This is a genomic window from Psychrobacillus sp. FSL W7-1457, assembly GCF_038593405.1.
Lineage (GTDB): Bacteria > Bacillota > Bacilli > Bacillales_A > Planococcaceae > Psychrobacillus.
Window position 1 is genome coordinate 1862820 of record NZ_CP151993.1, and the last position, 18452, is coordinate 1881271.

Annotated in this window: 20 protein-coding genes and 1 riboswitch; of the genes, 15 read left to right on the top strand and 5 right to left on the bottom strand. The window is 34.2% G+C overall.

What is annotated here, in order from left to right:
• Window positions 1-34: 34 nt before the first annotated feature.
• Both NSQ95_RS08915 and NSQ95_RS08920 read right to left on the bottom strand, forming a co-directional pair.
• Entirely contained in the window at window positions 35-1231 is a 1197-nt protein-coding gene (locus NSQ95_RS08915) for a toxic anion resistance protein (protein WP_169360100.1), read from the bottom strand.
• Window positions 1209-1880, bottom strand: a complete 672-nt coding sequence (locus tag NSQ95_RS08920) for a 5-bromo-4-chloroindolyl phosphate hydrolysis family protein (RefSeq protein WP_251553186.1) — start codon at window positions 1878-1880, stop codon at window positions 1209-1211. The genes NSQ95_RS08915 and NSQ95_RS08920 overlap by 23 nt, the downstream gene beginning before the upstream one ends.
• A 245-nt stretch (window positions 1881-2125) precedes the next feature.
• Here NSQ95_RS08920 and NSQ95_RS08925 point away from each other — a divergent pair, with 245 nt between their 5' ends.
• From NSQ95_RS08925 to NSQ95_RS08940, 4 genes are all read left to right on the top strand, one after another.
• Window positions 2126-2401, top strand: coding sequence for a DUF1033 family protein (locus NSQ95_RS08925; protein ID WP_340883622.1), 276 nt, complete (start codon window positions 2126-2128; stop codon window positions 2399-2401).
• A gap of 193 nt (window positions 2402-2594) precedes the next feature.
• Window positions 2595-2795: a cold-shock protein gene (locus tag NSQ95_RS08930; RefSeq protein ID WP_169360097.1), complete on the top strand. Its 201-nt coding sequence runs from the start codon at window positions 2595-2597 to the stop codon at window positions 2793-2795.
• 176 nt (window positions 2796-2971) lie between these two features.
• Window positions 2972-3784: an STAS domain-containing protein gene (locus tag NSQ95_RS08935; protein WP_342560801.1), complete on the top strand. Its 813-nt coding sequence runs from the start codon at window positions 2972-2974 to the stop codon at window positions 3782-3784.
• A gap of 174 nt (window positions 3785-3958) precedes the next feature.
• Window positions 3959-4447 carry a DUF1232 domain-containing protein gene (locus NSQ95_RS08940; protein WP_169361409.1) on the top strand — a complete coding sequence of 163 codons (489 nt, stop codon included), beginning with the start codon at window positions 3959-3961 and terminating at the stop codon, window positions 4445-4447.
• A 95-nt stretch (window positions 4448-4542) separates the two neighbouring features.
• Here NSQ95_RS08940 and NSQ95_RS08945 read toward each other — a convergent pair whose 3' ends face one another.
• On the bottom strand, window positions 4543-6144 hold the full coding sequence (locus NSQ95_RS08945; RefSeq protein WP_169361410.1) for an ATP-binding cassette domain-containing protein: 1602 nt from the start codon (window positions 6142-6144) through the stop codon (window positions 4543-4545).
• A 951-nt stretch (window positions 6145-7095) separates the two neighbouring features.
• On the opposite strand from NSQ95_RS08945, the gene NSQ95_RS08950 reads away from it, so the two are divergent.
• Window positions 7096-7866 (top strand): hypothetical protein, encoded by a 771-nt coding sequence (locus tag NSQ95_RS08950; protein WP_342560716.1) that lies wholly within the window; start codon window positions 7096-7098, stop codon window positions 7864-7866.
• A 160-nt stretch (window positions 7867-8026) separates the two neighbouring features.
• Here NSQ95_RS08950 and NSQ95_RS08955 read toward each other — a convergent pair whose 3' ends face one another.
• The gene (locus NSQ95_RS08955) at window positions 8027-8365 is read right to left on the bottom strand and encodes an HNH endonuclease signature motif containing protein (protein ID WP_342560717.1); all 339 of its coding nucleotides are present in this window, start codon (window positions 8363-8365) and stop codon (window positions 8027-8029) included.
• A 253-nt stretch (window positions 8366-8618) separates the two neighbouring features.
• On the opposite strand from NSQ95_RS08955, the gene NSQ95_RS08960 reads away from it, so the two are divergent.
• Window positions 8619-8984: a hypothetical protein gene (locus NSQ95_RS08960; RefSeq protein ID WP_342560718.1), complete on the top strand. Its 366-nt coding sequence runs from the start codon at window positions 8619-8621 to the stop codon at window positions 8982-8984.
• Window positions 8985-9129: 145 nt separating this feature from the next.
• On the opposite strand, the gene msrA is transcribed toward NSQ95_RS08960, so the two are convergent.
• A complete protein-coding gene (gene msrA, locus NSQ95_RS08965; protein ID WP_342560719.1) occupies window positions 9130-9651 on the bottom strand; it encodes a peptide-methionine (S)-S-oxide reductase MsrA in 522 nt (173 codons plus the stop codon).
• A 175-nt stretch (window positions 9652-9826) separates the two neighbouring features.
• On the opposite strand from msrA, the gene NSQ95_RS08970 reads away from it, so the two are divergent.
• The 9 genes from NSQ95_RS08970 to NSQ95_RS09010 all read left to right on the top strand — a co-directional run bounded on the left by NSQ95_RS08970 (window position 9827) and on the right by NSQ95_RS09010 (window position 18448).
• A complete protein-coding gene (locus NSQ95_RS08970; protein WP_342560720.1) occupies window positions 9827-10777 on the top strand; it encodes an LCP family protein in 951 nt (316 codons plus the stop codon).
• 67 nt (window positions 10778-10844) lie between these two features.
• The gene (locus NSQ95_RS08975) at window positions 10845-12041 is read left to right on the top strand and encodes an AI-2E family transporter (protein ID WP_342560721.1); all 1197 of its coding nucleotides are present in this window, start codon (window positions 10845-10847) and stop codon (window positions 12039-12041) included.
• Between the two features lie 5 nt (window positions 12042-12046).
• Entirely contained in the window at window positions 12047-12442 is a 396-nt protein-coding gene (locus NSQ95_RS08980; RefSeq protein ID WP_169361414.1) for a sporulation protein, read from the top strand.
• A 124-nt stretch (window positions 12443-12566) separates the two neighbouring features.
• The gene (locus tag NSQ95_RS08985) at window positions 12567-12794 is read left to right on the top strand and encodes a hypothetical protein (RefSeq protein ID WP_342560722.1); all 228 of its coding nucleotides are present in this window, start codon (window positions 12567-12569) and stop codon (window positions 12792-12794) included.
• A 75-nt stretch (window positions 12795-12869) separates the two neighbouring features.
• On the top strand, window positions 12870-13001 hold the full coding sequence (locus NSQ95_RS08990) for an RAxF-45 family protein (protein ID WP_298467850.1): 132 nt from the start codon (window positions 12870-12872) through the stop codon (window positions 12999-13001).
• Between the two features lie 108 nt (window positions 13002-13109).
• Window positions 13110-14978 (top strand): ABC-F type ribosomal protection protein, encoded by a 1869-nt coding sequence (gene abc-f, locus NSQ95_RS08995; RefSeq protein ID WP_342560723.1) that lies wholly within the window; start codon window positions 13110-13112, stop codon window positions 14976-14978.
• A gap of 84 nt (window positions 14979-15062) precedes the next feature.
• A riboswitch (SAM riboswitch) is annotated at window positions 15063-15166 on the top strand.
• A 145-nt stretch (window positions 15167-15311) separates the two neighbouring features.
• The gene (gene metA / locus NSQ95_RS09000) at window positions 15312-16220 is read left to right on the top strand and encodes a homoserine O-succinyltransferase (RefSeq protein ID WP_342560724.1); all 909 of its coding nucleotides are present in this window, start codon (window positions 15312-15314) and stop codon (window positions 16218-16220) included.
• A gap of 453 nt (window positions 16221-16673) precedes the next feature.
• Window positions 16674-17489, top strand: coding sequence for an adenosylmethionine decarboxylase (gene speD / locus NSQ95_RS09005; RefSeq protein ID WP_342560725.1), 816 nt, complete (start codon window positions 16674-16676; stop codon window positions 17487-17489).
• Window positions 17490-17731: 242 nt separating this feature from the next.
• A complete protein-coding gene (locus tag NSQ95_RS09010) occupies window positions 17732-18448 on the top strand; it encodes a DUF5694 domain-containing protein (protein ID WP_342560726.1) in 717 nt (238 codons plus the stop codon).
• The last annotated feature ends 4 nt before the right edge of the window (window positions 18449-18452 follow it).

Consider the following 18452-nt stretch of genomic DNA (forward strand, 5'->3'; position numbering starts at 1 on the left):
ATTTGAGTTTGACTCTAGCCATTTTTAAAGCAAATTATGGTTGAACGGATCTGTTTTTAGATTGGTCAGCAATAAGAAGGAGACGTTGTTTTAGTTCTTCTTCCATTCGACCAATTTCAATTTCAGCAGCTTTTCGTTTAACTCTTCCATCTGCTTGAATACGCATTGTTTCCTCAATTGTTTGCAGAAGGTTTTCCTGTGTTTTCTTCAATGTATCGATTTCAACGATACCTCGCTCATTTTCTTTAGCTGTTTCAATACTATTCACTTTAAGCATTTCCGAGTTTTTCAATAGTAGGTCGTTCGTTGTTTTTGTAACTTGTCTTTGAGCTGCTACTGCTTTTTGTTGACGATTTAACGTTAAGGCAATCGCAATTTGGTTTTTCCATAATGGAATGGATGTCATGATAGAAGATTGTATTTTTTCAGCTAACGTTTGGTTTGTTTGTTGAATCATACGTATTTGTGGCGCACTTTGGATGGTAATCTGACGTGAAAGCTGTAGGTCATAAACTCGTTTTTCAAGTCGATCTACAAATTGGGCCATATCATTAACTTCCTGGTAAGCCATTTGGTCGTTTGACATTTCAGCTTTTCTTTTTAGTTCTGGTATCGTAACGTTGAGTATTTCATCTTTTTTTAGTTCAGCAGCTGCAATATAAACGTTTAATGCTTGAAAATATGTTTTGTTTTGATCATATAGCTTATCTAACATTTGAACATCCTCTACTAGACCACGTTTTGAATGCTCCAATTGAATGCCGATACGGTCGATTTGTGTACTAAGCTTTTGATATTTTGTCATCATTTCTTGAACAGATCTGTTTACACGATTAAAAAGCTTTTTAATACCACTTTTCTTTTCGTTTGAAAGCTCTTCAGGATTTAGCTCTGATAGTTTTTTCATTAAGTCGCCTAATATATCTCCAACTGGTCCGATATCTTTCTTTTGCACATGGTCCAGCATTTGATGTGAAAAGCGGGTAAGCTCTGTTTGAGCATTGGCTCCATATGTTAAGATCGCTTCATAATTACCAGCAGGTATTTGATCTGCTAGCTGCTTAGCTTTTTGTTTCTCTTCTTCCGATAAGCGATCAATTAATTTAGTTGGTAGCGCCTCATTTGCTTGTTTAGTTAATGTTTGAGGCTTTGTTTCATTTAGAGAAAATGGATTATTAAGTAGTTCGTCCATTAAAAGATCGTCTGTTTTATTCGAGATATTTTCGCTCATTTGTTGTCTCTCCTTTTAGATATAAAGGTTTTTCGTTTTTAGATACGGATAGTTTAGCAAAATCAAGTTCCATTCTTAAATGCTCCATATCACTAGCAAGAACATTTTTTAAGTCATCTTCCATGACAGAGTTAATGGATTCTAGTGTTTCACGAGTATCCTGCAAAGCAATTTTCATCTCTTTGTTCTTTGATGGCTGAGAAACTAAGAATGTATACTTAGATGTTAGCTCTACTGCCGAATCTAAATGAGCGTAGAAGAAGTTTTCAGCTTGGTAAAATTTCTTTGGGTTTGCTTTAACTAAGGCAATAATTCGTTTTGCTAATCTATTTAATTCGAAAAGCTGTTTAAAAGAGCTCACTGATCGTACTTTTAAATAATGGTTATTAAGTGTACGAACTTTTGCTGTTGCTTCCTTAATCTGCTTTCGAATATGAAAATACTCTGATGAAGTTAAATCATATTTCTTCATAATAGATCTCTGTTGAATTTTTTTGATAGCAAAATTAGAAGTTAGGTAGGTAACTACTGCTAACGCTGAGCTTACAAAAAAACCTAATTCAACTGGGAAGAAGAAAATTAGCCATGATGTAATCATGACAGGAACATTAATAATATGACGAATGACGGTTTGTATTACTTGTGTCATAGTCAAGACCTCCTTATATATACACTACATTATACGAACGAGAGAAAAGAAGGTTTCATATATGTCGAAATTAATGGGAGCATATTACCGTTTAATTTCTCTTTTATTTACTTTGATGTTATTTATAACTTAACGTAAATAGCAAATTTTTTCAATTTATTCAGTTTCAAAAGTCAAAAGAGTAGACATTTTCTTTGTGAGCAGTAAAATATGTATTAATAAAAAGTATTAGAGGCGATTACAATATGTATGAGGTTATTTATATGAAAGCAGACTATGAGCCGTGGTGGGCTTTTGAGGGCTGGGAAGAGTTTATAATGGAAAAAGCGGAATTTGATCAAGAGGACCAAGCTCGCTTATTTTTAGAAAAAAAACTAACCGAATTAAGAAGGAAGTTCCCAAAAGAAGAGATGAGAAACGATAAGTATTGGGCATTTTGGTCAGTAAAGGAACAATGTTATTGTGAGTCGTGTGAAGATGACTTACAAATTTTCCATGGAATCATATTTAATATCAAGTAAACGATTTAGAATAATGTAATTATTTGTTGACTAAATTTATCCAACTGCTATAATTTATAGTAACAATAAAGTATAAACCGGTTGAGCAATTCACATATCCCATGTAGTGATCGATGATGTGATGTCGGTACTTCATGGAATATGTGAATTTTTTAGTTTACATATTGTTAATTTTATTTTTGGAGGTAATAACATGAAACAAGGTACTGTAAAATGGTTTAATGCAGAAAAAGGATTTGGATTCATCGAAATTGAAGGAGAAAATGATGTATTCGTACACTTCTCTGCTATTCAAGGTGATGGCTTCAAATCACTTGAAGAAGGCCAAAGTGTAGAATTTGAAGTTGTAGAAGGAAATCGCGGGCCACAAGCTGCAAATGTAACAAAACTATAAGTAGGAAGCCCATCATTATGATGGGCTATTTTTTTTCCAAAAAATATTAAACTCTAAAGAAAACACTATCTACATAGTGTTTAATATCCAAAGAATTCGGGTATAAGTATCGAGTGTTTAATTTTATATAGATTATAGGGGGATGTCACTTGGAAAAGCTATTATTAGATGGAGGAATTAAAGAATATTTCGAGGGTAACAAGGGGAAAGTCGAAGATAATCTTTTATCAGAGGCTGTAAATGTTAAAGATAAGATTAATGATATTTTAAGAGTTGGTGATATTGATCTTATCAATAATGCGCATCATCTTATTAAAAACATTATCGATGGTAATGATGAGGAGTTAGATCTATTTGCTAAACAAGAAGGGATTGCGTGGGCAACTCATTCTTTAACGCTTTCTTTTAAATTAGAATGGGTGCAAGCTATCCGTCGAACCATGTGGAGGTTTATAAAGGAATTGAATGATTCCGATCAAATGATGGACCTAGAGGACTTCTTTAAAATTGAAAAGCAGCTAAATAATAGAATTGACAACTTCTTAAACGAATTTTTTATTAATTATTCAACTTATAAAGATGCTTTGATATCCTCTCAGAAAAAAGTAGTTGAAACTTTATCTGTACCAATAATACCGATCACACCTTCCATTTGTATTTTACCTTTAATTGGATCAGTAGATACATATAGAACTTCAATTCTAGAAGAAAAAGTATTAACTGAAATTAGTAAACTCAGAATCCAAACTTTAATAATAGATTTATCAGGTATAGCAGAAATGGAGACAGAAGTAATAGAACATCTGTTAAAGACAATTTATGGTACATCAATGATGGGATGCCAAACAGTAATTACTGGTTTAAGACCTGAGGTTGTTCGACAAATGATTCGATTAGGCATGCTATTTGATAAAGATACAAGAACTTATGGCACATTACAGCAGGCTTTAAATGAATACTTGAAACTAGATAAAATGTATTTACAATAATAGCTATATTTATAAATAGATTTCACCAGTTTACTACTATGATTTTTTTTATAGTAAAGGGCTAATTATAAAACTAACTCTTTGAAGTGCTCATTAATATACTCGAATGAGTGCTATTTAAGTTTCTTTTTCCAAAATTTTTGGTATAGTGAGAACAAGAAAGGGGAGCTTTGTATGAATTTAGAGTTAAAAAAGGAATTACCTTCCTATGAGGAGCAACAAGACTTTTACACAAAACTACGTGCTAAAATAACGAAATATGTAGATTCCAAATCAAACAAGTTAGGTAAGTTTACTCCATACCTTCTTTTTGCTCCAGATTTTTTCCATTTACTTATAAAATCTATGCTAGATGATCGCATTGACGCAAAAAGTAAAACACTTATTGGTAGCGGTATCCTATACTTTATTACTCCAATTGATATATTACCCGAGGGCTTAATAGGACCAGGTGGATACATGGATGATATTATTGTTGCAGCATTTATTGTCAATATGCTTTTAAATAAGTTTTCCCCTGAAATCGTAGAAGAGCATTGGGCTGGAGAACATAAGCTGTTAGATACAATGAAAAAGGTATCGGAAACAAGTGATAGCTTGCTTGGGAAATTACCAGCACGTTCATTGCTAGGACGTTTTATAAAAACATCTAAGAAGGTGTAAGACTATACGTCTAACACCCTTTTTTATACGAAAAAAGTACCATGGGATATAAAAAAAAGGGTATCGTAAATATTTACGAATACCCTTTTTACGTATTATAATTTTTGAGATTCTTTCCATTCTAAGAATTCATCGTATGTCAGCTGTTTATCTAGAATAGAGCCGTCCTTGCGGATTTCGATTACACGATTTGCAATCGTTTGGATGAACTGATGGTCATGAGAAGTGAATATCATAGCGCCTTTGAACGCAATTAATCCATTATTCAATGCTTGGATGGATTCCAAGTCTAAATGGTTAGTAGGCTCATCTAGCAATAAAACATTACTTTCGGAAAGCATCATTTTAGAAAGCATACAACGAACTTTTTCTCCACCAGAAAGGACAGAAGGTTTCTTCTTCACTTCTTCCCCAGAGAAAAGCATACGTCCTAGGAAACCACGAAGGAATGTTTCACTTTCATCATCAGGTGAATATTGGCGTAACCAATCAACTAGTGAAGTTTCTGTACCGTTAAAGTATTTTGCATTGTCTAATGGGAAGTAAGCACGAGATGTAGTTACACCCCAACGAATAGAGCCTTCTTGTGGCTCTTCCTCTTCTGCAAGCATACGAAGTAAAGCAGATTTAGCAAGCTCATCACCTAACAAGATAATTTTATCGTCTTTGTTCATAGTGAAGTTCATACCTGAGAATAGTTTTTCGTTCTCTAGCGAATAACCTAAATCTTGAACCTGTAATACGTCATTACCAATTTCACGCTTCATAGAGAAGTTCACATATGGATATTTACGAGAAGAAGGTCTAATATCATCTAGTTCAATCTTATCTAACATTTTTTTACGAGATGTTGCTTGCTTTGATTTAGATGCATTTGCACTAAAGCGAGCAATGAAGGCTTGTAGTTCTTTAATTTTTTCTTCTTTTTTACTATTTTGATCCTGAGCCATTTTAGTAGCAAGCTGGCTTGATTCATACCAGAAGTCATAGTTGCCTACATAAACTTGGATTTTGCTGAAATCTAGGTCTGCAATGTGTGTACATACTTTATTTAAAAAGTGACGGTCATGCGAAACTACGATTACAGTATTTTCAAAGTTGATCAGGAAATCTTCTAGCCATTGAATTGCTTTGATATCTAAATGGTTGGTAGGCTCATCTAGTAAAAGTACATCTGGTTTGCCAAATAAAGCTTGAGCTAAAAGTACTTTTACTTTTTCTGACCCAGTTAATTCAGACAGTTTCTTTTGGTGCATGCTATCAGGAATACCTAGTCCTTGTAAAAGGATGGCTGCCTCTGATTCTGCTTCCCAACCGTTAAGGTCTGCAAATTCTCCTTCTAACTCAGCGGCACGCATACCATCTTCGTCAGAAAAATCTTCCTTCATGTAAATTGCATTTTTTTCGTTCATTACTTCATATAAACGTTTATGACCCATGATCACTGTTTCAAGCACGTTGTATTCTTCATACTCAAAGTGATTTTGCTTCAAAATCGCTAAGCGCTCATCTGGATTCATAATCACATTACCTTCTTGTGGCTCAATTTCCCCCGACAAGATTTTGATAAATGTAGATTTACCAGCTCCGTTTGCACCGATTAACCCATAACAGTTACCAGGTGTAAACTTTATATTTACATCTTCGAATAATTTACGATCACCAAATCGAAGACTTACATTACTTACTGCAATCATGCTATACCTCCTAAAATTCACAATGCTCTTATTATAGCACGTAATTTAAACAAAATCTATAAACCCCATGGGTTATAGGGTTTAAATTACTTTAGTTAATAATTAGCCCCTAAATTAGCCCCACTAGCTTGTAAGCTTTAACTAAAAATTGATACAGATTCTACTTCTAACTCAGTTAATACGTGACCATATACTTTATAGACCATCTAAACTGTATTGCCGAACCTTTCAGCAATAGTTTTCACATTTAGTCTAAAATTTAATAAAATCGTACAGTGGGTATGTCTTAAACCGTATAATGTTATTTTAAGAAGTTTGGTTCTTCCTAAAATTCTTTCAATTGGCGTTTAAAATCTGAAATAGGGTTAGCGCCCTAATCTTAAATAAAAACGTATGTTTCATTATAAATTGTTTTGGGTACTCAATTTTCAGTAATTCGATACATAATATCTTTATTATTGTCTTTTTCGCGTTCAATGTCATTCTTGATCAGTTAAATTTCAAATGGATTTTTATCGAGCCATTTTAGTAACAAGCTTTTTGTAAAATCAGGGTAGTCAGAGAAAAGCCAGTACAGGAAATTACTATGAAATAGTTCTAGAGAGCTTATGGAAACTGAAACATGAGGTTTTTCTTAAGCCTTTTTACTTTGCTGTTAAGTGTCAAATAAGAATCGCTCTAGACGAAGGAAGCTTTTGCATGGCGTAATAATGAGCTTGATAATATCCTACTTATGTCCCTTATGTCATCAAGTCTAATATTTTTTAATTTGTAAAAACCAAATGTAACATAACTACCTCCATAAAAGATGAATAGTAAGGGACTAATAATATTTTCAACCCCTTAATCAATATTAGTAATTTTATTATTAATTTTCTAAAAGATAATCCTTGTTTTTTTTTGCTATTTTAGGATAATGAATAAGAATATATATAGAATAGAGGGAGAATTTTGAAGAAATCGGTATTTTTATTAATCTTTATTTTAGTCGTTTTGTTATCTGGATGTGAGTCTAGTACTAAAAACTTAGACCAACTCTTAGATGATATAGCAAATAATGAACAGTTTGGCGATCATCTTCTCACAATCGGTTACACGGAAAGTGAAGATGAAAATTATGTGTATACATTAAAAGGTGAATTAGATGACAGTTTTGATAAACTATCGATACCAGAAAAATATCAGTTTTTTGAGGAAATCTACAAAAATATTCAAAAAGCAGGAAGAAATAACTATTCTGAATTCTATTGTAATGAAAATATAGATTGTGATATTGATTATATTGATTTAAACACTTCGGAACATAATTATAGTATGTCTTATGACTTTGGTGATGCTGATCCTGACTCGTTTTTTATTGATGGTGGAGGTATAAGCTATACGAAGGGTAACGAAGAATTTTATAGTGGAATTAGTTTTGAGGAAATGATAGACCGTGAGATGAAAGAAGTATCAGCAACGAAGGATAGTGTAAATTGGAATCTAAAATCTGCAAACGGTTCTGATTGGGTTGGATATGATGAAGGCGTAAAGTATATAATGGTTAATGATGCACTTAAAAATATTCGGGAAGTAGGATCAACTGTTGAATTTGATGTCGACTGGTTTATTGAAGCTTTAGATGCTTATTATGGTGATGGACAAGGTGAAGAAGCTGATGAACTTATAGCTGATATGGTAGTGATGTCTGGTGTAGCTGGTGGACTTATAAAAGGTGAATAATTTATAAATAGTCTATTTTATACTGGTCCTAAATAAGGGGATAAGATTTCCGTTAATTAGTGTAATTGTAATGGGTAACAAAATTAAAAAACTTTAGGGTAATACTACACTCACAAGTAGTATTGCCCTTTTATTTAATCTGAATTAACGACTGGGATATCTAGACCTTTTCTTCAAGGACTCCCTTCAAAAATTCAAGTATTTTCTTTTCTCTATCTTCTGAATAATGGTCATAGGCTTTGTACCAAATATCGAAGTCTTTAGTGGACTTTTTATAGTTACATGGTTCACAAGCAGGGATTATGTTGCTTTTACTGTAAATCCCCATATTTGATAATGGGATAAAATGATCTTGTGTCAAATAACCTTCAATCTCGCAATAAGCGCAACGACCCTTAAAATACTGAAAAGTTTCAAACCATTGTTCAGCGGTCAAATTGGCGATTAATTCCTTCTTTAGTGCACCGAGCTTTTGTTGAAGCAAGAATTCTGCTAACAATTGAGTCACTGCAAATTCTTTGCATCCATCTTCTCCGAACCCCGGTCTTTGTCCTCCATTTGTTTTTTAAACAGTGTAATAAATTGTATGCAGTAAAAGTAAAAAAGCATTAGAACAAGACTAATGCAAAACGCTATATTAATAAAATAGAACATATTAAAGCCAATAATAGGAAGTTAAAAGAAGAAATTTTGATAAATTTTAAAAAAACAATCAAAGGTACACTAAAAGTGTGTTTCATGGAGAGAAGAATATGGTAGATATTGATGGTTTTAAGATAGAAGTATGGCGTGGTGGACTTATAAAGAAAATTTTAAAGCTACATTTTCTATCTATATTAATGATAACATTATTCGGATGTTCTTTACTTGAGATTGAGATGGTGGCATTCAATAGTCTTTCAGAATCTGAACGAGATTTAATACCAACTTCTCCAAAGGATTCTGTGGTTGAGAAGATTAACGTAACAGAAGAAAATAAAAAATACCTTTTTGATGTTTATGACGGTGACAAAGTATATTCAGTTACATTTAATCATACGGATTCTGATAAAAAAGGGGATTTGATTGTTTTTGTTCATTTGAATAAAGAAATTGTAGTTGGAAAAGGTTTTAAATAATCATTAAAACAAAATAGTTAGTGACTAAACAATGGGAAGCTAGATGAACATGCCTTCCCACAAAAACTATGAGTGTATGAACGACAGCAGTCCATACACTCGTAGTTGCAGCATTTTACCTTGAAAATCTGATGTTAAGTTTAAATTATTTTTCCCAATGTTCTTCGATAAACTCCACGCGTCCTGATTGAGCAAGGTCTTCTTTATAATGATCAGGACTTTTTTTATAGAAGTCTTGGTGATAGTCCTCTGCTTTGTAAAACGTTTCAGCATCTCGAATTACCGTAACAATCGGTTTGGAAAATTTACCGCTAGCCGCTAGCTGCTCTTTAGACTTTTCTGCGAGCATGCGTTGTTCTTCATTATGAACGAATATAGCTGTCGTATAGCTTTCGCCTCGATCCTGGAATTGACCACCAGCATCCGTTGGATCTATTTGTTGCCAATATATTTCTAGTAGTTTCTCATAATCGAAGATAGAGGAGTCATACTGGATTTCTACCACCTCTAAATGACCTGAGTTACCTTTTTTCACTTGTTCATATGTGGGGTTTTCGATATGACCACCCATATATCCTGATGTTACCTTATGTATGCCTTCCCAAGTATCAAACGGTTTTACCATGCACCAAAAACAGCCTCCTGCGAACGTAGCTCTTTCTATCATTTTTATATCCCTCCTATTATAGTAAAATGATTTTACCATTACTTTTCAAGTTGTACAAAATTCTGAAACCAACGCACTGTAAATACGTTATTATAAGAGTATGATATAAATATGGGAAACTAAATACGTGCACCATCAAAACAGCATCGATGAAGAGCTCAAGGGGAGATTTAATATGACTGAAGAAAGAAATACAGAAAGACGATATAAACCGAAAAAAAAACTACGGAAAGGAAGAGTATTCCTTACTGTTCTGTTACTAGCTGGGTTAACAATTGGTATTTACTCATTTTTACAATATCGGGAGGGCTATAATTTAGCTAATGAAACAAAAGTAAAACAGGACATTGACTTTAAAGGGGATGCTTGGTCAAAAGGTGAACGAGAAAATATTCTAGTCCTTGGAGCAGATTCCGGAGCGGGAGGGAAAGAGAAATCCCGAACTGATACAATGATGATCATTTCTTGGGATAAAGAAAAAAATGATGTTAAAGTCATTTCGTTTATGCGAGATATTTATGCTGCTATTCCTAACTATAAGTCCTATAAGTTAAATACAGCCTATTATTTAGACGGAGTGCCATTATTGCAGGCAACTCTTCAGAATATGTTTGATATACCTATCCATCATTATGCATTAATAGATTTTAGAAGCTTTGAATCATTGGTAGATATTCTCGCTCCTGAAGGAATTACAATGGATGTAGAGAAGGATATGTCTGAGAAAATTGGAGTTTCACTTACAAAAGGTGAACAACAGCTCAATGGACAGGAAATACTTGGTTATGCACGATTCCGAGCCGACGGAGAAGGTGATTTTGGAAGGGTTGCCCGCCAACAAAAAGTAATGGAAGCATTAAAGGATGAGGTAATTTCCATACAAAATGTTTCTAATATCCCGAAATTTATAGGAGCAGCCGAAGGGTATATCCAAACCGACTATTCACGTAAAGATAAAGTTATTCGAGTCTTGGATGCTATCGTTAGTGGAAAGCTAGAAATGGATAAACTGACTATTCCTGTAGAAGGAAGCTATTATGATAAGAACTATAGTCACGCAGGAGCAGTTCTCGTAATTGACGAAGATAAAAATAGAAAAGCAATAGAAGATTTTTTAGGTGAATAGGACTTTTAAATTTGCGATAAAATTTATTCATTCGTAAAATTAAGTTAGGAAAGGATGTTATGTAAAATTGGAACCTGAAAAACCTTCTTTTTTCTCAACTAGATACATAAAATTTTTAGGTGGTCGTAATACTATATTTACGCTTATACTGCTTTTAATGATTGGCTTAATCATCATGATTTACGATGAAATTTCCTTCATATTTGTCCCATTAACAGTTTTTTTAGGGAATGTCATCCTACCAATCATATTAGCAGTCATCATCTATTATTTACTTAGACCAATATTGCGTATGCTAGAAAAAATTAAAGTTAAACGAGTGATTGGTATACTCCTCATCTTTTTAGCTTTGGTTGGTATTATTACCTTATTAGTTTTCTTAGTGTTTCCATTCTTAAAAGCTCAATTTTTTAAATTGGCAGAAGAGCTTCCAGGTTATTTTATAGAAGTCTTAACCCGCTTAGATTCATTCTTGAGAACGAACTCTCTTATAAGCACGTACTATTTGCAAATAGAAACCGATGTTGCTAATCTTCTGTATGATTTACCGAAGGAGCTAGGTGCCTTTTTTCAGGAAACCTTTACAGGAATTGCAACAGGAATTTCATCTGTTATCGGTATATTAACTAGCTTTATACTGGCAATCGTTACTGTTCCTTTTATCTTATTCTATCTTTTAAAGGATGGGGAAAAGCTTCCTGCTTATGTACTGAAAATTTTCCCGCCTCGCATGAGAGATGACATAAAGTCGGTATTTACTAGCATCGATAAGCAGATCAGCTCGTATATTCAGGGTCAAATTCTTGTCTCTATGTGTATAGGTATTATGATTTTTATTGGTTTTACCATCATTGGAATGGATTATGCATTATTGTTGGGTGTTATAGCAATGGTTACGAGCGTCGTACCATACTTAGGTCCAGTTATAGCAATAACTCCAGCTGCAATTATTGCCTTAGTTACCTCTCCTTTCATGCTTATCAAACTTGCAGTAGTCTGGACAATTGTTCAGTTAATTGAAGGGAAGTTTATATCGCCACAAATTATGGGTAAATCATTACATGTGCACCCGATTACAATAATTTTTGTATTGATAACTTCTGGTGCGATGTTTGGAGTTCCCGGAGTAATTTTGGGTATACCTGGCTATGCTATTTTAAAAGTTATCGTTTCCCATTTTTACACAATGTTTAAAAAGAGGTACAATAAATTTGAACCAGTTGTTGAAAAACACTATGAGTACACAAATAACAAGGTGGAATGAGAATAATGGCCAAAAAATTCAACTCCAGTATTGAAGTGAAATCCATTAAGATTGATACTGTGGTGGATCATCCTTATATTGAACATGGGATCAATCTTTCAGGTACGATTTATATTGATGGAGTTCACGACTATGAGCAAATCGAGAATATTAAGTTAGAAGTCTTTAAAGTGATTAATGGAGAAGCTCCCAAAGTTGTTTCCAAGCATTCTATTGAATTGGTAGGCACAGTAGCTTCAAAGGATATGCAAATGATTCCTTTTGAAATCATGCCAGATGAAAGATGGCTTCCAGATGGTGCAGAGGAAATGACAACGCTTATATTACGAACAACTGTATTATTTGAAAATGGCTCAGAATATAATGACGAAGATGAAATACACTTTGACATTGAAGAATAATTAGCAAAAAACCAGCATTTTTATGCTGGTTTTTTTGTGGATAAAATAAGTTCTTTAGTCCATTCTATATGAAAAGGATATGTAGCTGTTTATTTTTTAGCTGCAGTATCAAAAGGAGTATTTCATGAAAAAAATTATAGTTATATTTATTCTTACTGTGTTAACTTTAACTGCCTGTGGAGAAAATCGTACATCAAACGAAGTTCCACCACCTGAAATCATTGAAAATAATAGACAAAGTATTGGGCCTGAATCAGGAAATGCAGAAGTCAATAAAGAGAATGATGAAGGAATGCCAAATACGAATGAATTGAATGATCCTGGCTTAGAGGGATTAGAAGGTTACGAATAAATAAAAATTCACATTGTACGAAATAATGGAATATGTTAAAATAATCTTACATTAATGAACGGAGGTGAAGGAAGAATGAAAAACACTGTGAATGCACATGGATTTATATTGGAATTTTTATCCACATCATGTGCGATTACTCATGGATTTGCTACTAACGGGACCAGTCTGTCCTTTTTTAGACAATTACATGAAATTCACAGCTGATAAGCCATTCTTTCTGAACCACATTAGAAGACTGCTCGCTTATTCGAGCAGTCTTTTTGTATGCAGAAAAATGCTTCCAGCAATAATTTGGAGAGGAAGCGAAACATAATGATATGCAAAATACAGGAAATAAGTAAAATGCTTGGTGGGAATCTTATATTTGATGATCTGTCATTAGATATTAAAGTGGGGGACAAATTAGGAATAGTTGGACGAAATGGGAGTGGGAAAACAACGCTATTTAAGCTAATAGCAGGTATTGAAAAACCTGATCATGGAATAATCACTTTTAAAAAGGGGGCGAAAATAGGTTATTTAGCCCAAATTCCTACTTTTTCAGAAAGCGTTAAAGGAAAAGACCTGTTATATGATGCTTTCGAGGATACTATGCTACTACAGAAAAAGATGAGTATACTTGAAAACGAACTAGCAGTGGTAAATGCTGAGGCGATGGAAATACTTCTAAAGCAGTATGGAGACATACAGGAAAAATTCACGTTACAGGGCGGATATACGATTGATTCGGAAATTGATAAAGTAGTTGAAGGGCTAGAGCTAGGTGATTTTGTAGAACAGCCATTTTCAAGTTTAAGTGGTGGAGAGCAAACGAAAATAATGCTTGGACAGCTACTATTAACCAAACCAGACCTTTTACTGTTGGATGAGCCGACTAATCATTTGGATTTGTTTGCAATAGAGTGGTTAGAGGAGTATTTAGTTAGTTATACAGGTACAGTGGTTATTATTTCACATGACCGATATTTTTTAGATAAGGTAGTTACAAAAGTTGCAGATCTTGAGGATGGTATGCTTACGAAATATCATGGTAATTATTCTTCTTTTCTAATCGAAAAGGAAGAAAAACTTACTCGTGAATTTCAACAGTATGAGGAGCAACAAAAAAAGATAAAGAAAATGAGAGAAGCGATAAAAAGATTAAGGATATGGGCTAACCAAGCAGTTCCTCCAAATGCAAGTTTACACCGTCAAGCGAGGAATATGGAACGGGCATTAGAGCGGATGGAAAAGGTTCGTAAACCTCTAATAGACCCTAAGAAAATGAGTCTATCTTTTGATGCGGCACCCCGAAGCGGAAAAGAAGTTGTCATAATGGAAGAGGCTTTCAAAAGCTTTGGTGAAAAAATGTTATTAAACAGTGCAGAACTTCATGTACATTGGAAGGACCGTCTTGCAATCGTTGGTAGGAATGGAACCGGTAAAACTACCATTTTGAATATTCTCAGGGGAGTAGAGTTAATAGACTCGGGTGAAGCTCGATTTGGTAGTAATGTGCGCCAAGGATATCTTTCTCAACATTTCGAAATAACAGATCCCAAAGCTCGCTTAATAGATATTTTTAGAGCTGAAGTAAATGTGGCAGAAGGAGAGGCTCGACACATTTTAGCGAAGTTTATGTTCTACGGGGCGGATGTTTTTAAAAGAATTGCTGATTTAAGCGGAGGAGAAAGAATGCGACTCCGTCTTGCTCAGCTAATGCATCAAGATATAAATTGTCTCATATTAGATGAGCCAACGAATCATCTTGATATTGATTCACGAGAGGTATTAGAGGAAGCGCTAGATGATTTTACAGGGACTATTATTGCTGTATCTCACGATAGATATTTTCTAAATAAACTATTTCCAAGGACTGCTTGGCTAGAGCATGGCGTGCTTACCACATTTGAAGGCCCTTACGAATGGGCAAGGGAAAAATGGAATGAGTTTTGCTCGAAAGAAAATATTAGGAAAGAAATAATCGATCAGCCATTAAAAGAAACAACACCTGCCAAACAACAAAAGGAAATTCCTTTGGAAAAGCGAATAAGTGAGCTCGAAAATGTTATAGGTGAGCTAACAAAACAAATTAGCATAGAGAATGACTGGGAAAATTATGAGGCATTAAGCTTGGAAAAACTTCGGGTAGAGGAGCAATTGGAGCAATTATTAGAAAAATGGCTAGATTTAGCAGAATGACCCGAATACTTTGTAAAATGGGTTGATATAAGTAATAGAGCATGCTAATATAACTTATTAACGAATAATTTAAACAATTTAATATTCTTATCAAGAGAAGTGGAGGGATTAGGCCCTGTGATACTTCGGCAACCTCTGTTGTACAGAAAGGTGCTAATTCCTAACAAGACGATCTTGGAAGATAAGAGCTAGTTAGCAAATTCCTGCCTCTCTTTTCTTACATGGAAAGAGAGGTATTTATTTTAACAAATGCCTTGCTCCTGTTCGCTTTCCTACTTAGTTTGAGGCGAAATCACAGGTGCTCTTGCGCATTTCATTGGGAGGGGAAAGTCATTGCCTATCAATATTCCGAAACAATTACCTGCAGCTAAGCTGTTAAAAGAAGAAAAAATTTTTCTCATGGATCAAGAGCGTGCTTACAAGCAGGACATCCGTCCACTTAACATTATTATTTTTAATCTAATGCCTGAGAAGGAAAAAACGGAGCTTCAGCTATTAAGACTTCTGGGGAATACCCCTATACAAGTGAATATAACCTTTATGAATACAGCGACGCATGAATCCAAGAATGCCAGCAAAACCCATTTGGATACTTTCTACACGACATTTGATCAAATAAGAGAAAAAAAGTTTGATGGGATGATTATAACTGGTGCTCCAGTAGAACAGTTGCCATTTGAGGAGGTCGATTACTGGAATGAAATGAAGGAAATAATGGAATGGTCTAAATCCAATGTCACCTCCACCTTACATATTTGTTGGGGCGCGCAGGCTGCACTGTATTATCATTTTGGTATAGATAAATTCACACTTTCTCGTAAATGCTCGGGAGTGTATCGGCATATATTAACTGACCAAGTGGAGAATTTAATAAGAGGATTTAATGAAGAGTTTAATGCTCCCGTATCTCGTTACACTTCTGTATCTGAAGAAGAAATAGAAAAGCATGAGCGACTAACTATTTTATCCACTTCGGAGGAAGCAGGTGTGTTTCTTGTAAAATCGAACGACAATAAAATGGTGATGGTCACTGGTCATTTAGAGTATGATGCGCACACATTAGCAGAGGAATATCATAGAGACATAACTAAAGGAATAGATATTGAGATGCCCAAATACTATTTCCCAAATAATAATCCCTCTAATAAGCCATTAAATACATGGAGGGCACATACACATTTATTATTTTCTAATTGGTTGAATTACTATGTTTATCAGGCTACTCCTTATAAATGGGAGTAAATAGAAAAATTATATACGAGTCAATTTCATAAAAAGCATTTTAAAGATTAAAAGTGAACATTATAAATATTGATTGCAGCGGAGGGCGGAGACGTAAGTAGGGATGAGTGAGACAGATAAAGACGTTACAACCACGCGCGAAAGCGATGGGTGATGGCTTATCGCTCACTCCACGGAAAGCGTCCGCGATATGAGCGAAAATCAATTCTACTTTATTATTAAAAATCAGATAAATTTCATTGTTCTCTTTTAATTGTTCGTGTTTTTCTATACAAACAGGAATTTTGAAATTGACACATATAAACTCCTGTTTTAATATTCAGGAGTTTTTTATTGATTTTAGTTTTATTTATTCAAATATTAGGGAAGACAAAATGGAAGAGACATTGTATTTTGCTGATACACATATCTATAAAAGTATGATTTTCAATTATTGGAAGTGGGGTTATGTCTATGAGTTTGACACCAAAACAAAGAATCGAGTTACATGGTTTTAATAATTTGACGAAAACACTAAGCTTTAATATGTATGATATTTGTTATACAAGGACGAAGGAAGAAAGGGAAAAATATATTGAATACATTGATGAGCAATATAACGCTGAGCGTCTAACCAATATATTAACAAAAGTGTCCGAAATTATAGAAGCGAATATTTTAAACATAGCGCAACAGGACTACGAGCCACAAGGGGCAAGTGTGACTATTTTAGTGTCAGAAGGACCCGTGGATCAAACACCGATAGAATCATTTAAGCAATCCCCTGGGCCTATACCAGAGGTCGTTCTTGGTCATCTAGACAAAAGTCATATTACCGTTCATACGTATCCTGAATATCATCCAGATGAAGGGATTAGTACGTTTCGAGCAGACATAGACATTTCGACTTGCGGAGAAATATCTCCCTTAAAAGCTCTAAACTATCTAATACATTCCTTCGAAACCGATGTAATGGTCATGGATTACCGAGTGAGGGGATTCACGAGAGACGTGAAGGGTCATAAATTATTCATTGACCACGATATTAATTCCATTCAAAATTATATTCCGAATGCCTTGCAGGAATATTACCATATGATTGATGTGAATGTTTATCAGGAAAATATTTTTCATACCAAATGTAAGCTGAAACAATTTGATTTGAATAACTACCTCTTTGGTTACAAGGAAGACGAGCTATCCAATGATGAGAAAATCTCTATCACCAAAAAGCTTAAAACAGAAATGGATGAAATCTTTTACGCCAAAAACATGACACGAACCGAATAATATTAAGTTCTAAGTGTCATGTTAAATCGTTCAAAATGAAGATAAAATCATCCAGAATAGCAGAGCAATTCGCATAGAATTTGCTCTGTTTTTTATTTATCGTTTTCTTAGAAAGGCCTCAACCAATAATTTATCTATTTACCTTTATTCCTTTATATGGGAAAATAATAGAAAATTATGTTAACTCTGCGATGTATTAATGAAATTAATTTTATCGTATTGGGAGAGGATGGTAATAAAAAATGACCAAAATCATGATATTAGGGACATTTCATATGGGAAATACTTCTGATTTATACAATGTAGAAACGGACAACTTACGATCGACTAAAAGGCAAGGGGAGATAAGAAAAGTTGTAGATGCTATAAAAGAATTCCATCCTGACAAAATTGCTTTGGAAGTTGAAAAAGAAAAAAATCACTTATTAAACGAAGAGTATAATCAATATTTAAACAATGAACTAGAGCTAGCGATAGATGAAATACATCAGTTTGGTTTTCAGGCGGCAGCGGAGTTAAAACATGAAGAGGTATATGCGATAGATTGGATGGAGAACGTTGGGAATCGATCAATCGGAGAAGTTATGAAGTGGGCAGAAAAAGAACAAACAGAGGTTTTTCAATTAATTGATACTTATCGTTCCAAGCTCATACTCCCACTAGGTGAAAAAAGGATAGATGAGCTTATTATAAACCTCAACGAAGAGAAATACATAAAAAAGCAACATGAAATGTATATGCATATTGCTCGTATAGGTCGGGGGAGCGACTATGTGGGAATTGATTGGATGAGATGGTGGTATCAGCGAAATCTTATTTTGTTTGCTAACCTCGCCGATATCTCCTCTTCAAATGATCGGGTACTTTTGATAATAGGAGCAGCTCATGTCCATTTGGTAGCTCAATTTTTAAAAGAAAGTGGACTATTTGAAATTGTTTCGGTTGGTGAGTTTCTTTAGATTT